Annotated in this window: 13 protein-coding genes; 6 read left to right on the plus strand and 7 right to left on the minus strand. The window is 65.2% G+C overall.

All coding sequences use genetic code 11. The annotated features are described in order from the left end of the window. Nucleotides 1-227: 227 nt before the first annotated feature. The 5 genes from CH339_RS15520 to CH339_RS15540 are packed head-to-tail and all read right to left on the minus strand — an operon-like array spanning nucleotide 228 to nucleotide 5246. The gene (locus tag CH339_RS15520) at nucleotides 228-1490 is read right to left on the minus strand and encodes a phage major capsid protein (protein ID WP_111435281.1); all 1263 of its coding nucleotides are present in this window, start codon (nucleotides 1488-1490) and stop codon (nucleotides 228-230) included. 7 nt (nucleotides 1491-1497) lie between these two features. After that, nucleotides 1498-2178, minus strand: a complete 681-nt coding sequence (locus CH339_RS15525; protein WP_111435282.1) for an HK97 family phage prohead protease — start codon at nucleotides 2176-2178, stop codon at nucleotides 1498-1500. Between the two features lie 35 nt (nucleotides 2179-2213). After that, nucleotides 2214-3410, minus strand: coding sequence for a phage portal protein (locus CH339_RS15530; protein WP_111435283.1), 1197 nt, complete (start codon nucleotides 3408-3410; stop codon nucleotides 2214-2216). Nucleotides 3411-3442: 32 nt separating this feature from the next. Further along, on the minus strand, nucleotides 3443-4687 hold the full coding sequence (locus tag CH339_RS15535) for a DNA-packaging protein (RefSeq protein ID WP_420825912.1): 1245 nt from the start codon (nucleotides 4685-4687) through the stop codon (nucleotides 3443-3445). A gap of 37 nt (nucleotides 4688-4724) precedes the next feature. Next, nucleotides 4725-5246 (minus strand): hypothetical protein, encoded by a 522-nt coding sequence (locus tag CH339_RS15540; protein WP_111435285.1) that lies wholly within the window; start codon nucleotides 5244-5246, stop codon nucleotides 4725-4727. A gap of 964 nt (nucleotides 5247-6210) precedes the next feature. Here CH339_RS15540 and CH339_RS24385 point away from each other — a divergent pair. Beyond that, nucleotides 6211-6408: a hypothetical protein gene (locus tag CH339_RS24385; RefSeq protein ID WP_146610199.1), complete on the plus strand. Its 198-nt coding sequence runs from the start codon at nucleotides 6211-6213 to the stop codon at nucleotides 6406-6408. A gap of 160 nt (nucleotides 6409-6568) precedes the next feature. Then, nucleotides 6569-7402, plus strand: coding sequence for a hypothetical protein (locus CH339_RS24390; protein WP_146610200.1), 834 nt, complete (start codon nucleotides 6569-6571; stop codon nucleotides 7400-7402). Between the two features lie 202 nt (nucleotides 7403-7604). Here the strand turns inward: CH339_RS24390 and CH339_RS15550 are convergent, their stop codons facing one another. Then, the gene (locus CH339_RS15550) at nucleotides 7605-9548 is read right to left on the minus strand and encodes an FAD-binding monooxygenase (RefSeq protein WP_111435287.1); all 1944 of its coding nucleotides are present in this window, start codon (nucleotides 9546-9548) and stop codon (nucleotides 7605-7607) included. Nucleotides 9549-9752: 204 nt separating this feature from the next. Between CH339_RS15550 and CH339_RS15555 the strand changes: the two genes are divergently transcribed. Then, a complete protein-coding gene (locus tag CH339_RS15555; RefSeq protein ID WP_111435288.1) occupies nucleotides 9753-10235 on the plus strand; it encodes a MarR family winged helix-turn-helix transcriptional regulator in 483 nt (160 codons plus the stop codon). Between the two features lie 72 nt (nucleotides 10236-10307). Here the strand turns inward: CH339_RS15555 and CH339_RS15560 are convergent, their stop codons facing one another. Continuing rightward, nucleotides 10308-10781: a YcgN family cysteine cluster protein gene (locus CH339_RS15560; protein WP_111435330.1), complete on the minus strand. Its 474-nt coding sequence runs from the start codon at nucleotides 10779-10781 to the stop codon at nucleotides 10308-10310. A 160-nt stretch (nucleotides 10782-10941) separates the two neighbouring features. Here CH339_RS15560 and CH339_RS15565 point away from each other — a divergent pair, with 160 nt between their 5' ends. From CH339_RS15565 to CH339_RS15575, 3 genes are read left to right on the plus strand one after another with little or no spacing between them, the layout of a single operon-like run. Beyond that, on the plus strand, nucleotides 10942-13158 hold the full coding sequence (locus CH339_RS15565) for a transglycosylase domain-containing protein (RefSeq protein ID WP_420825913.1): 2217 nt from the start codon (nucleotides 10942-10944) through the stop codon (nucleotides 13156-13158). A gap of 55 nt (nucleotides 13159-13213) precedes the next feature. Continuing rightward, on the plus strand, nucleotides 13214-13834 hold the full coding sequence (locus CH339_RS15570) for a DUF1214 domain-containing protein (RefSeq protein ID WP_170138542.1): 621 nt from the start codon (nucleotides 13214-13216) through the stop codon (nucleotides 13832-13834). Further along, complete coding sequence (locus CH339_RS15575; protein WP_111435290.1) at nucleotides 13831-14382, plus strand: DUF1254 domain-containing protein; 552 nt, start codon at nucleotides 13831-13833, stop codon at nucleotides 14380-14382. Before CH339_RS15570 ends, CH339_RS15575 begins: the two co-directional genes overlap by 4 nt. Nucleotides 14383-14405 lie beyond the last annotated feature (23 nt).

The following is a 14405-nucleotide window of genomic DNA, read 5'->3' on the forward strand; positions in this document are numbered from 1 at the left end:
CGGCCTCCTCCGCCTATCCATGCCAAAAGTGTCAACCATCTCCCCGAACGCTGTAAGCCATCTCCCCGGGACATACACTCGACCCGGGGTGACGGCTGAGTTTGCCGTGGAGAAGGAGCTCCAATCGAAGCCGAAGGCTTCGCAAGGCCGAACGGCCGCCGGCGCTCGTGCGCCGCCCCCGCGGAGGCCAGCGAGCGAAAGCGAGCGCTCGGCCGTGAGCGCTCCCCTTAACTCTCTCCGAACTTCAAGAGCTTGATGGCGTCGAAGTCCTGCACCCCGCCGCCGACGCGCTTGGTGGTGTAGAAGAGCACGTAGGGCTTGGCCGAATAGGGATCGCGGAGGACGCGGACGCCGAGGCGGTCGACGATCAGGTAGCCGCGGCGGAAGTCGCCGAAGGCGATGGCCATCGTATCGCTGTCGATGTCCGGCATGTCTTCGGCTTCGACGACCGGGAAATTCATCAGCATCGCCTGGGCATCGGCCGTCGCAGGCGGCTGCCAGATGTAGTTGTCGTCGGCGTCCTTCAGCTTGCGCAGCTCGCCTTGCGTGCTGCGGTTCATGACCCAGCGCGCGTTCTGGCGGTAGCCCGCCTTCAGCGTGTAGACGAGATCGATAAGGATGTCCGACGGGGTGTCGGCCGGGAAGGCGCCGTCGATGCCGGTCGCCACGTAGCCGAGCTTCTTCCAGGCCCAACTGGATTCGGCGATGGTGTCGTAGTCGAGGAAGCCGCGCGGCTTGGCGTTGCCGTCGCCGGCGACGAAGGCGCTGCCTTCCTGCTCGGCGAAGGCCGTCTCGACCTCGGCCGCCAGCCACTCGTCGATGTTGACGGCGGTGTCGTCGAGGAGCGTCGCGGTCGCCGCCGGCATGGCGTAGAGCTCCATGGTGGGAAAGCTGAGCTCGTCCAGCGTCGGCGCCGCGGTCGGCGTGCGATCCGTCGTCTCGCCGACCCAGCCGACGGCCGGACCGGAGATCGAAAACGGCTTCTTGTAGACGGAGGACGAGACCTGGCGCACATCGGCGATGGCGCGGATCGGCGAGACCTCGGCAAGGCGGCGCATGATCTCCGTTTCCGTCTCGTCGGGCACCAGATAGCCGCCGTCCGGGTCGGAGCCGACGGAGAGCGCCTTTTCCTCCAGCCGGTGCAGGCCGTCGTCGCGGCCGGAGCGCACATAGGCGTCGAACGCGGCCTTGTGCTCCAGGCCGGCGACGCTGGTGCGGCCGCGCTCAAAGCCGAGGCGCGGGCGCTGGGACTTGATCAGATAGCCGTCGATCAGCCGCTTCTGGTCGTCGAGCGAGCGGTTCAGCCGGTCGAGCTTTTCCTCGGTCAGCGGGTCCGAGCCGCGCTGGCGCTCCAGATCGGCAAGGCGGCGGTCGTTGGTCTCCTTGAAGGCCTCGAAGGCGGTCATGAAGTCCTCGAAGGCCTCGGCCATTTCGAGGGCGGAAGTGGGGGCGGACGGGCGCGCCGTCGCCGGAACGGTGGGGGTCGGCATTTGTCGTTTACCTCGCGGATTTCAGATGTCTGGTCGCCCGGAGCAGCGCGCTCCGGAGCCGGTCTTCGGCGGTGTCGGCAGCGTCCGGCGTGCCGGTGAGCGCCCGGTAGCCCCCGGAAAGGAGGGCGCGGGCGGCCTTTCGCGTCAGCCCAGCGTCCTGCGTGAGCCAGCGTTCCAGTTCGCGTCGTGTGGGGTGGGTTCCGGTCGCCGTCTTCACCGATGCGACGCGGGCGCCGGGCAGCATCGGGAAGGTGACGACGGAGATCTCCCAAAGGTCGATTTCGATCAGCCGGCGGATGCCGGTGCGCGCCTCGCTGCGGCCCTTGACCGTGCGAAAGCCGATGGAGAGGCCATCGAGGGCGCCGGCGCGCATCAGCTCCAGCACTTCCGCGCCGCGGGCGACGGACGTCATGAGCTGGCCGCGCACGAAAAGGCCCGTGCCGTCCTCGGCGACCTCGGTCCACACGCCGATCGGCTCGGCCGGGTCGTGCTGGTAGAGCATCTTGATGCCGGCGGCCCCGCGCGCCCGAAGGCTCGCGGCAAAGGCGCCCGGCTCGACGAGGTCGCGGTTGAGGTCGATGAGGCCGAAGAGGCTGGCATAGCCGGAAAAGCTGCCGTCGGCTTCCACCGAGGTCAGGTCGGCGCGGGCGAACTTTACCTCGCGCCCGAAAGGATCCGCGCTCGTCATTTTTCTATCCGTTCTACGAAAGGTCGGAAATTCGTTTAGTCCGCCTTGCGGGCGCCATAGCCGAGGGCCTCGCGCTTTTCGTCGTCGGTGAGGAAATCGGCGGCCGAGACCCGCCGCCACAATGCCTCGCGCTCGCCCGACAGGGCCTCGATGGCGTCGAGATCGGCCGAGAGCTTCAGCCGCTCGCCGAAGGTCGGGGCGAGCCAGGCGCTGAGGGAGGACGCGGTGCGGCGCACCAGCGGCAGCACGGTCTGGCGCCAGAAGGCGCGGCTCGCCTCGCGGTAGTTGGCGTAGGTGTTGTCGCCGGGAATTCCGAGCAGCATGGGCGGCACGCCGAAGGCGAGCGCGATCTCGCGGGCTGCGAGGTTCTTGGCCTCGATGAAGTCCATGTCCTGGGGGGAAAGGCCCATCTGCTTCCAGTCGAGCCCGCCTTCCAGGAGCAGCGGCTTTCCGGCGTTGCCCGCCCCGGCAAAGCCCTCCTCCAACTCCTTCTTCAGGCGCTCGAATTGCTCTTCCGTCAGGTTGCCGCCCTCGCGGGCCTGGTAGACGAGCGCGCCGGAGGGACGGGCTGAATTGTCCAGCAGCGCCTTCGCCCAGCTTCCGGCCGCGTTGTGGATGTCGATGGCGACCTGGGCCGCCTCGATCGGCGGAAAGCCGTAGTGATCGTTCGTCGGATTGTGCAGGCTAAGGTGCAGGATCGGCGGCGTCGACCCCACCTGGTCGAAGCGCACGGTGCGGCCCGCGACGGTGTACTCATAGGCTGATGGCCAGCCGTCGGTTCCCGGCACGACCTTCATGCGGTCGGGCCGCAACGCATGCAGCTCGCGGACGTCGCCGTCGAGGCCGACGGCCTCCACATAGGCGTTGCCGGCGATCATCAGCGCGCCGATGACCTCTTCCAGGAAGGCGTTGCCGGACTGGCGGGGGTTGGGGCGGGTCAAGAGGTCGAGGAGCGGATGGGCGTCGAACTCGCGGGCGCCGTCATGCAAGAGCCAGGAGACCGAGCCGGCGGCCTCGGCGATCATGCGGACCGACCGGTAGACGACGGCGTTGCGCGAGAAGCCCTCGCGGGCAAGGGCGGCGTAGTCACGGGGCGTCCAGACCGGGCGGCCGGCGCTCGACAGTGCGATCAGCGGGCCGGTGCGGGAGGCCTTCGCCTCACGCACCTGAGGAGATACGGCGGCAGCGTCCGCGCCCTTGTTTTTCGGGCGCAGGCGGGAAAAGAGGGCCATCGGGAGAGTCCCTTTATCGGATTATTCGAAAGTCAGAAGGACCGGAGGCGCGGGGCGCCGGACGTATCGAGCATCAAGGCCGTCAACGCCCAGACGAGGGCATCGACCCGGTCGGGCGAGCGGCCTTTCGCCCTCCCCTCCACGCCGAAGTCGCACATCTCGTCCTCAAGCTTCGGCAGCGCGCCGACATGGCGCACCCTGCCCTGCTCGTAGAGCGCGGCGACCGGTTCGGCGCGGATCCACTTGCCCCTCGTGGCGCGGACCGCCAGCACCGGGATCGTCGCATCGACCTCGCGCAGCACCTGGGTCACCATCTCGCCGCCCTGGTTGACCTCGGCAACGAGGCTGTCGGCGGCAAAGCGGTGGAACAGCTCGATCGCCCGCGAGGCCCATTGCGCCGGCCTCAGGCCCTGCTCGCTGGCGTCCTGCAGCACGTAGGCGGCGCCATCCGCGGCCCGCCCGGCAACGACGATGCCGCAGGCGTCGGCGCGAGCGCCGGAGGAGGCCGGCGGGTCGATGGCGACGACGATGCGGCCGAGATCCGGCGGGCGCTCGACCCGGCCCGCATCGAACATCTCCCGGCGCCAGAGGGCGTCCGGCCGATCCTCGATCAGCTCGCCGTCGAGCTCCTGGCGGCCGAGGCGCGAGCCCTTGTAGCGGCCGACGACGCGCTCCAGAAATCCCGGCGCCAGATTGGCAAGGTTTTCCCGCGTTGCCGCCCGGGAGACAACGGTTCCGGGCGAGGCCAAAAGCTGCTTGACCAGCGGGATCGGCCGCGGCGTCGTCGTTACCACCTGGCGCGGCCGCTCGCCGAGCCGCAGCGCGAATTGCAGCATGTCCCAGGCCCTTTCGGCATAGCGCCACTTGGCGAGTTCGTCGGACCAGGCCGCATCGAATTGCGGTCCGCGCAGCGCCTCCGGATCGTCGGAGGAAAAGGCGTGGGCGATGACCCCGTTCGGCCATTCCAGCCGGCGCCGCGAGGGGAACCATTCGGGCCGCTCGGCATTGCCATGCACCGCCAAGAGCCCGGAATCGCCCTCGATCATGACCTCGCGAACGTCTGCAAATGTGTCGCCGACAAGGGCGATCCGGCCCGCCTGCGGCCCCGGCTTTTCGGGCGTGCCGAGCGCCAGGGTCCGAACCCATTCGGAGCCGGCCCGCGTCTTGCCGGAGCCCCTGCCGCCGAGGATCAGCCAGGTCAACCAGTCGCCTTCGGGGGCGAGCTGGTCGTCGCGGGCCCAGAAATCCCAGTCGTGGTTGAAGAGCTCCAAAAGCACCGGGGCGAGCCCGGCCAGCAGCTCGGCGGCGCGGGCGTCACTCCGTCCCCGCCCTGCGCATGCGAGCCAATCGGCGCGCAAGCTCCTTGCGAAGGCCCTCGATGTCGCCGGAGGCGTCGTCGGAGCCGGAGGCGGATTTTGTGGCGGCATCGAGCTCGTTCAGCTTGGCAAGGGTCTGGACCAGGGCGGCAATTTTCCGGGCCGAGGCGTCGTCGGCCTTGCCGGTTGTGCGGGTCGTGGACGGTTCGGCGAAGCGGCGCTCGATCTCCTCCACCTCGCGCTCATAGGCGCGGTAAAGGGCGGCGATGCGGCGCTCCTGGTCGCCCGCCTCCACCTTCGCTCCCGCCCGCCGCGGCTCGTCATAGCGCCGCTTCCAGTTGCCGGCCTTGACCCAGCGGTAGAGCCGGCTGCGGGAGATTTTTAAGGTGCCGCAGGTCTCCGCGATGGAGAGGGTGCCCGCCTCGTAGAGCTTTCGCGCCTGGTGACGCAGGGCGTCGGTGTCGGGCGGGTCGGCGCCTTGCGGGGAGCCGGGCGGGTCTTTCTCGGGCGTGTCGGTCATCAAAAAAGGGCCGCGTTTCCGCGACCCGCCCTTTTTGGTTTTGTCTGTCGTCTGGCCGGAGGGGCCGCAGTCTGCCGAGGCGCGGCTTTCTGGATTGCTTCGCTCCGCTCGCAATGACGGCGGAGATTCCTGAGGACTTTCAACGTCATTGCGAGGGTCCAAAGGACGGGGAGCGGCGCGTGACGCGAGCCTGGGCAGGCCGACGCGGCAATCCATGCTGGGTTCCGGCGAGCTCGACTGCCGGCGGCTGGCCTCTAAAATGCGCCCACTCCGCGCCGCCTCTCTCTCCGCGTCATTGCCGTGCTTGACACGGCAATCCATGCCGCGCCTCAAAGCCCTCCTCTGTCAGCGGGTCCCGCGACGCGGACCCCAGGTCGGGGGCCGAACCGCACAACAGGGCCGCGCCGCCTCATGGATCACCGGGTCACGCCCGGTGATGATGCAGAGTGAGTGGCGAGCAGAGCGCATGATCCTCGAACCATTTCTCGATTGCGCCGCTCCCGCCGGCACAACACTCAGCCGTCACCCCAGCCGCATAGTGGTTCGTGGGCCGGGGGCCAATGCCCCTCACCGCCCGGTATGCCGTCGATGCCACGCACGTCATTGGCGACCGCCGCGACCAACCCGCGACGGCATACCGTGTCGAGGCGGGCAATGGGCCCCGGGTCTCCGCTTCGCTCCGCCCGGGGTGACGGGAGAGTGAAGGGCGCGCGGCGCGCGCACGGGCCGCAAGCGCCGCAGGGCATCCGGGCCTCAACGGAGCGGGTCGCCCGCATTTATTCCTAGAAGCCCCTCACCTGCTCCATCGCACGAGAACAAGCGCCACACCGCCCTCACGAGCGTCCGCACCGCAAATCCGCTCGCGATTGGACGTCCCCGGCCCGCCACGCCCTCCGCCGTCACCCCGGGCGGAGCGAAGCGCAGACCCGGGGTCCATTGCCCCTCACCGCACGGTATGCCGTCGATGCCGCGCATGGCGCAAGCGAGCGCCGCGCTGGCAAGGGCCGGCACCGCGTTCCTGTCTGGATTTTCCGGAAAACCGCCGCAGCCGAAACTGTCGGACGATGGCACAACCCTAGCGAAGGAGCGTCACGCTGTCAAGGAATTTTTTCCTGTTCGAATGAATAAATCTTTTGAGGAGCGCTCGCCATCAACATTTTGACTATTATAGCAACTTGCTTTCCAGCGCCCACATCGCGATTGCACGAGAACATCTAGGGATCGCAACTCACTTGATACCGCACGTTGGCTTTTTGATGAACAACTTCGATTCGTAGCCAAAATATTCGGAGCACTCCACAAATTTTACTGAGCACAGAATCATGAGCAAAATATGGAATGGTAAGACTATTGAATGGAAACGGCCCAACACCTGGGTGCCGTTGCTCTCTCGTTGGATTCGCCCCCATCTAAACGAGCGCGGCATCCGTTATCTTCAAAGATTTGGATATCAAGAAATTTGCTGGGATGACTCCGAATGGCTTGGCATTACTCAATCTGTGTTGAATAAAGATATTGAATTCGTCGTCCAAGATTTCGCTGAGGCGGTTCACGCGAGTACGATACGCACCTTCCATGGATGCCGGCCAGTTGCGCCAAGGACGTATCATGAAGATGGTATCATGATGAATAATCCACGCGCACTGGAGGAACAGGCGCGGCGCCTTGTCTATGATGACGAAACACTTACATCCCTTCGGCCGTCCATCGAAAAAGAAATAATCGAGTATATTTTTAGAGACCAAGATCAAGGAAATGTATTTGTCGTTCTCGATGATCGATTTATGATTAGTTCGGCTGGGCATTATTTAATTTACGGAAGCGAGTGGTTAGTTGGCCTTTTGGGCCCTCGCGCCCATTCAACACTACGCAATCGAGGCTATCCAACAATTTTTGTTGTAGATCTCCCACTAAACCTTATAAATTTTGAGGTAGTTAAACATCTATTTGAAGCGCTCTTACAGGAATGGACCCGCATCAAGGTAAATCGCCCCAGCTGGATTCCTGAAAAGAATTTTTCGTTTTGCCTACATCAGGACATTCCATCATCCATGATCGTCACCCATTATCACCCCAAATTGATTTGCGACCCGCTATATAATCGTATCGTACGTCAAAATGAATTCGTTTCTTGTCCGGACTGTAATAGTATTTAAGCTCGCAACCCAGCTCGACTTAATTAAGACTGTGATATTCTATTTCTTATTTAAATTTCTGTTTTTCCTATGCTTAATACTGGAATGTGGGCGCCAAAGCTATAAATCATGTTGCGTTTTCCTGAAACACGCAACATGATTTAGATTCATTTTTGATGCGATTTCTTGCCCCAGAAATCTCTCGCCACTTTGGGAAAACGCTTTAATTTCCCAACAAAACCCCATCAAAAAACGCCGCCAGTTCCTCAACCCCATCCAGCGGCAGCACATGTGCCACGTACTGGTCCGGTCGCACGATGACGAGGGCGCCTTCCGTGCGGTCGATGCCGCGCATGTCGAAGATGTCGGTGCCGCTCTTCAGGTCCGGACAAAACATCTTTTCGTAGTCGATCAGCCCGTAGCGGCCCTTGGTCGGCTTCAGGAAGGACGGCATGGCGTCGACGGCCAGCTCCCTGAACCCCTCTTGGAAGATGGCGCGGACGTCGATGGCGGCGTCGATGTCGGCGCCCTTTGGGGTGTATTTGACGACCGGGGAGGCAGGGTTCTTTTGCAGGAAATCGCAGAGGGCGCGGATTTTTGAGCCGTCGGCGGCCGGGTCGCCGGCGTCGGCGAAGGCGAAGAGGCGCCAGCGGCCGTCGGCTTCGATGACGTGGCCGAGATGCATGGGCTTGGCGTCGGCGAGGCGAATGACCGGGGCGGAGTGGAAGCGCATGCCGATATCGAAGCCGGTGGCGAGATGCTGGTGAGTTGCCTCGCCGGTCAGTACCGAGGGCTTGTATTTTGTTGCGACGCCGGCGGTGTAGCGGCCGCCCTTCTGGAAATATTTCTGGATCTCGGCCGGGTCGACGCCGTCCGGATTTTCCGGCGACTTCAGCGGCGCGCTCAGCATGCGGGCCCAGGCGCTGTCGAAGTCGATGAGGTCCTGGGCGATGGCCTTTCGCTCGGCCGAATAGGTGTGGAGGATTGTTGGCGCCATGCGGCCCTGAAGCACCGCCGCCAGCTTCCAGGCGAGGTTGAAGGTGTCCTGCATGGAGACGTTCATGCCCTGGCCGGCCTTCGGGCTGTGGGTGTGGCAGGCGTCGCCCGCGATGAAAACATGGGGCAGCCGGTCCTCGCCCTCCTTTACGTCATCGAACTTGTCGGTGGTGCGGTGGCCGATCTCGTAGACGGACCACCACGCGACTTCCTTCACGTCGAGGGTATAGGGGCGGAGGATCCGGTTTGCCGCGGCAATCAGGTGGTCGACGGTGAGGTTGCGGTTGGCGACGCGCTCGTTTTCGTTCAGTTCGTCCAGCTCCACATAGATGCGGACCAGGTAGCCGCCCTCGCGCGGGATGATCAGGATGCTGCCCTCTTCGGCCGACTGGACCAGCGACTTCATGCGGATGTCGGGGAAGTCGGTGACGGCCAGCACATCCATGACGCCCCAGGCCTGGTTGGCGGCATCGCCCTTCAGCTCGCGGCCGAGCGACTTGCGAACCGCCGAGCGGGCGCCGTCGCAGCCGACGACGTAGCGGGCGCGGACGGTCTCGATGCGCCCCTCATGGCCGCCGTCGAGGCGCTCGAGCTGGACGGTGACGGGGAAGTCGCCGCCGTCGGGGTCGACGGTGAGATCCACGAGGCGGCGCGAATAGTAGGGCTCCATCCGGTTCGCCGAGTTCTTCATGACCTCCAGATAGAAATCGTGGATGCGGGCCTGGTTGAGGACCACATGGGGGAATTCGGACAGGCCGTCCTCCACGTCCTGGATGCGGTCGCTGCGGGAAATGGCGTTGCCGCTCGCGCCGTCCGGCTTCCAGAAGGTGGTCTCGTTGACCCAATAGGCCTCCTTCAGCATCTTTTCGGCAAAGCCGAAGGCCTGGAACATCTCGACGGTGCGGCAGCCGACGCCGTCGGCCTGGCCGAGCTCCATCGGGGCGGCTTTCTGTTCGACGAGCGAGGTCCTAATGTCGGGGAAGCGGGAGAGCTGGGCGGCGAGCGCGAGACCCGCGGGGCCGGAGCCGACGACGAGGACGTCGACCTCTTCCGGAACGGCCGGCGAGGCATCGGTCGCGGCGGCGGCGACGTCATCGCCTTCAAGGGCGCCCTTGGCGGGCGCGGAAACGGTCGGATCGCCGGCTTTGAACCCGTTGAGATGGAATTGCATGGTGGTCTCCTCCAGAACTTTCCCGGACCTTGGGGTTATCCCCGCCCGATGGTTTTTGCTGTCGCCGGGATATCCCCGGTCGGTTTGTCGATCGGGCCGCCGGGCGCGAAACCGATCCGGCGGCGAAATATTTACTCAGTATGCTGATTATCAGTATGCTTGTCAAAACGATTCTAAGCTGATGCGCGAGATCGGAGAGAAACGGTGAGAGACGTCGATGAAATGCCGGGACATCTGGTGCGCCGGTTCCAGCAGGTGGCCGTCGCCGTGTTCCAGGCCGAGGTGGGGGCGGCCGGATCCGACCTGACGCCGGTGCAGTTCGCGGCGCTCGCCGCTGCCCAATCCGCGCCCGGCATCGACCAGAAGACGCTGGCCGGGCTGATCGCCTATGACCGCACGACGATCACCGGGGTGGTCGACCGGCTGGTGTATAAGGGGTTTTTGGAGCGCCGGGCGAGCGCCAAGGACCGGCGGGCACATGAACTGCACGTCACGGCGGAGGGGGACGCGGTGCTGAAGCAAATCGCGCCGGCGGTGGAGGCGGCGCAGACCGTCATGCTGAGGGGATTGAGCGAGGACGAGGCGGGTGAGTTTTTGCGGCTGCTGAAGAAGGCCGTCGATGCCGTCAACGACCTCAGCCGGGCTCCGATGCGGGCGTCAAGGACGGGCGAAGACGCTGGGAAATAACCGGTATTTTCGGCGTTTTTGGCCGTCTGGCAGGGGAATGCCGGCGGCAAGCGGCTGGGCGCTACGCGTCCCCTACCCCTCCTCTTCCGGCCAGGTGACGACGCGGTCTTCGTAGTCCTCGACGGGGATTTCGTCCTCCGAGATCACCTTGCCTTCGACGGAGATGCCGGCGAGCTTGACGGTATCCGGGTCGCCGGAGAGAAGCGGGTGCCACCAGTAGAGGTCCCGGTCCTCCGCAATGAGCCGATAGGCGCAGGTCGGGGGTAGCCAGGCGATGGTCCGGACGGTCGCGGCATCGAGCGGCACGCAGTCGGGGATCACCTTGGTGCGATTCTCGTAGTCCCGGCAGCGGCAGGTCTTGTCGTCGAGCAGGGTGCAGGCGACGTCGGTCCAGGCGATCTCGCCGGTGTCGTAATCCTCCAGCTTGTTGAGGCAGCAGCGGCCACAGCCGTCGCACAGCGATTCCCACTCGGCCCGGCTCATCTCCTCCAGCGCCTTTGCCTCCCAAAACGGAATCTCGGCAGCAGAAACATCGGATACGGCCATTGACCTTAACGCTCCAATCGCTTTTTCTTTCACCCGAGGCACGGCTCCGAAACCGTCACGGCACGGTCTTTGCTCGCGGCGACAAGACGGTTACATAGTCCAGTCGACCCTGTTCGGCCATCGGCCAGGTTCAGGAATTGGCGCACGAAAACGGAACAGCATCGTGTCCGAACCAGACAACGACCCCGCGAAACGTCCGCGCAAGCGCTTTTCTGCGCGGTTGCTCGCCGCCGACGCCTTCATCGACACGACGGTGTGGCGGATCGGCGACTGGCTGTCGCGCACCTTTTCCGGCTACGCGCGCTTCATGCGCCGGTTCCGCCTGCGCGGTCCGGCCCGGGGCGCCAACGAGCTTTTGTCCGAGGTCTTCACGCTCGGCATGGCCGGCGCCGTCGTCATGCTCGCCTTCGCCCTGCCGGCGTTCGAGGAGACGCGCGAGGACTGGCGGGCGACCGCCGATTATTCGATCACCATTCTCGACCGCTACGGCAAGGAGGTCGGCAAGCGCGGCATGCTGCTCGACGATTCGGTGCCGCTGGAAGAGCTGCCCGACTATCTGGTAAAGGCGGCGCTGGCGACCGAGGACCGGCGGTTCTTCGACCATTTCGGCATCGACGTCATCGGCACCTTCCGGGCACTTCTGGAAAACGTCAGGGCGCGCACCGTCGTCCAGGGCGGCTCGTCGATCACCCAGCAGCTCGCCAAGAACCTGTTCCTGTCCAACGAGCGGACCCTGCAGCGCAAGATCAAGGAAGCGTTCCTGGCCATGTGGCTGGAGGCGAACCTGACCAAGCGCGATATCCTGAAGCTCTATCTCGACCGCGCCTATATGGGCGGCGGCGCGTTCGGCGTCGGGGCCGCGTCCAAATTCTATTTCAACAAGTCGGTCAAGGACATCAGCCTTCCGGAAGCGGCCATGCTGGCGGGCCTGTTCAAGGCGCCGACCCGCTATGCGCCGCATATCGACCTGCCGGCGGCGCGCGCCCGCGCCAACGAGGTGCTGTCCAACATGGTCGAGGCCGGCTTCATGACGGAAGGCCAGGTCATCGGCGCCCGCCGCAATCCGGCCAGCGTCGTCGACCGCTCCAAGCAGGAACTGCCGGACTATTTCCTGGATTTCGTGTTCGACGAGATCAAGCGCATCGCGCCGGGGCCGGATCACGTGCTGACCGTGAAATCGACGCTGGACGTCGACCTGCAGAAGACGGCCGACGAGGCGGTGGAATCGTCGCTGCGCCAGTACGGCCGGCCCTATGGCGTCAAGCAGGCGGCGATGGTGGTGGTTGAGCCGGACGGGGCGCTGAGGGCCATCGTCGGCGGTCGCGACTACGATTCCAGCCAGTTCAACCGGGCGACGGACGCCCTGCGCCAGCCGGGCTCCTCGTTCAAGCCGTTCGTCTACATGACAGCCTTCATGCACGGCTTTTCGCCGAAGAGCGTCGTGCGCGACGGGCCGATCACCATCGGCCACTGGTCGCCGCGCAATTACGGCCGCTCCTATTCCGGACCGGTGACGCTGACCAACGCGCTGGTGCGCTCGATCAACACTATTCCGGTGCGCCTGTCGCTGAAGATCGGCCGCAAGAACATCATTGAGACCGCCAAGCGCATGGGCATCCGCTCCGAACTGCGCAACGACGCCTCGTTGCCGATCGGCACCTCCGAAGTGACCGCCATCGACATGGCCGGGGCCTATGCGGTGATCGCCAATGGCGGGCGCAAGGCCACCCCTTACGCGATCCAGACGATCCTCAATTCCAGCGGCGACGTCGTCTGGGAGCGCGAGCGCGACGGGCCGCGGCGCGAACAGGTGATGCCGCCCGACAAGGTGCATGAACTCGCCGAGATCCTGACCCAGGTCGTGGAGCGCGGCACTGGCCGGCGGGCCCGGCTGGAGGGCATCCTTGCCGGCGGCAAGACCGGCACCACCCAGGCCTATCGCGATGCCTGGTTCATCGGCTTCACCGGTAACTACGTCGCCTCGGTCTGGTTCGGCAATGACGACTACACCTCGACGCGGCGACTGACCGGCGGCAGCCTGCCGGCGATGACCTGGAACGCCTTCATGAAGGTCGCCCACGCCAATGTGAAGCTGAAGGCGATGCCGGGCTTCGGCGACAACGCCGACGAGCCGGGCCAGGATCCGGCGCTGGTCGCCAGTGGCGGCGACGGGTCCGGCGAAGGGACCTTGCGCAATTTCAGCCTGCCGCAGAAGTCGCGCGAGGTGCTGGCCGAGATCGAGCGGCTGATGCGGGAAAACATCACCCGCGCCGACAGCCGGCAGGCGGTGTTGAAGCCGATGCGGGTGACGGGACCCGGCATGACCGTGGTCGCCGGCCATGAGGACGGCGCCGCGGCAACGAGACAGACGCAATGAGACGCGGGCCGATGGGCATGCCGTTACCGATCCTTTTCGCGGAGCGTTGGCAGCCGTGAAGCTGAAGATGCCGTCCCTGCCTTCGTTCCGGATCCGCCCGGTGCGGTTCGTGCTCGAACTCTTCGGCGCCATCGTCCTTGGCGTCGGCCTCGGCCTCGGCTCGGCCTATCTGGCCGTGGAAAACGGCCATCTGGTGGATTCCGTCGCCATCAGCGGCTGGATCGCCTCGCCCAATGCCGGAACGCCCGAGGCAGACCCCTACTCCGCCGCAGCCTTCGCGCGCACCGGCGAGGTCGCGCTCGGCAGCGGCGAGGGCCTGGCGCTGATCGCCGAGCGGGACAGCGCCGGCAACCTTCTGACCGGCAAATGCGACTACGTGATCGCCGGCAACACGCCGCCGGCGCGGCTGTGGACGCTGTCGATCCTGGAAGACGGCTGGCGCTCGGCCGCCAACCCGCGCGGCCGCGTCGGCTTTCACAGCAAGGATATCCTGCGCGAGGCCGACGGCTCGTTCCGGATCGTCGTCTCGACCTCGGCCAAGAGCGGCAACTGGTTCCCGATCCGCGATACCGAGCGGCTGCGCATGGTGCTGAGGCTCTACGACACGCCGGTGACCAGCGGCTCGACAATGATCGAGCTGGAAATGCCGACGATCGAACGGGGGGCCTGCATATGATCCGCGCCCTGCTGTTCGCCGTCGGCGGCGTCATGCTCGCCGGCATCATCCACATCGTCAGCGTCCTGCAGGTGCCGGCATTCGCGCCGCAGGACACCTGGAGCCGGATCGCCGACATCGCGCCGCTCGACCGGTTCCTGCGGATCAGGGCCGATACCGACGACGATGCTGTGCATATCCCGATGCTCGATCCGATGATGGAGCACGCGGTCTGCCGCTATTCGCTGGAGGCGGGGGCCGTGCGCATGCGCGCCACCCTGCCCGACACCTACTGGTCGGTGGCGCTCTACAACCGGCGCGGCGAAAACATCTTTTCGATCAACGACCGGGCCGTCGCGACCAAGGATCTCGACATGCTGGTGCTGACGCCGGACCAGCTCGCGATCATCCGCGAGAACCCGCCGGAAGAGCTTCAGGACATCCTGATCATCGAGACCGACGACATGCAGGGCTTCGCGCTGCTGCACGTCTTCAACGGCGATACGACGCTGACGCCGGAAATCCATGCCGGCCTCGATGCGGCGCGCTGCGAGATCCGGCCGTTCTGACGGGTGCTTCGTCTACCGGGGTC

The organism is Rhodobium orientis, from assembly GCF_003258835.1.
Classification (GTDB): Bacteria; Pseudomonadota; Alphaproteobacteria; order Rhizobiales; family Rhodobiaceae; genus Rhodobium; species Rhodobium orientis.

What these genes read in the sequence shown, in the direction of transcription:
- CH339_RS15520 (WP_111435281.1), bottom strand. Translation starts at nt 1,490, where the DNA reads ATGCCGACCCCCACCGTTCCGGCGACGGCGCGCCCGTCCGCCCCCACT.
- CH339_RS15525 (WP_111435282.1), bottom strand. Translation starts at nt 2,178, where the DNA reads ATGACGAGCGCGGATCCTTTCGGGCGCGAGGTAAAGTTCGCCCGCGCC.
- CH339_RS15530 (WP_111435283.1), bottom strand. Translation starts at nt 3,410, where the DNA reads ATGGCCCTCTTTTCCCGCCTGCGCCCGAAAAACAAGGGCGCGGACGCT.
- CH339_RS15540 (WP_111435285.1), bottom strand. Translation starts at nt 5,246, where the DNA reads ATGACCGACACGCCCGAGAAAGACCCGCCCGGCTCCCCGCAAGGCGCC.
- CH339_RS24385 (WP_146610199.1), top strand. Translation starts at nt 6,211, where the DNA reads ATGCCGCGCATGGCGCAAGCGAGCGCCGCGCTGGCAAGGGCCGGCACC.
- CH339_RS24390 (WP_146610200.1), top strand. Translation starts at nt 6,569, where the DNA reads ATGAGCAAAATATGGAATGGTAAGACTATTGAATGGAAACGGCCCAAC.
- CH339_RS15550 (WP_111435287.1), bottom strand. Translation starts at nt 9,548, where the DNA reads ATGCAATTCCATCTCAACGGGTTCAAAGCCGGCGATCCGACCGTTTCC.
- CH339_RS15560 (WP_111435330.1), bottom strand. Translation starts at nt 10,781, where the DNA reads ATGGCCGTATCCGATGTTTCTGCTGCCGAGATTCCGTTTTGGGAGGCA.
- CH339_RS15575 (WP_111435290.1), top strand. Translation starts at nt 13,831, where the DNA reads ATGATCCGCGCCCTGCTGTTCGCCGTCGGCGGCGTCATGCTCGCCGGC.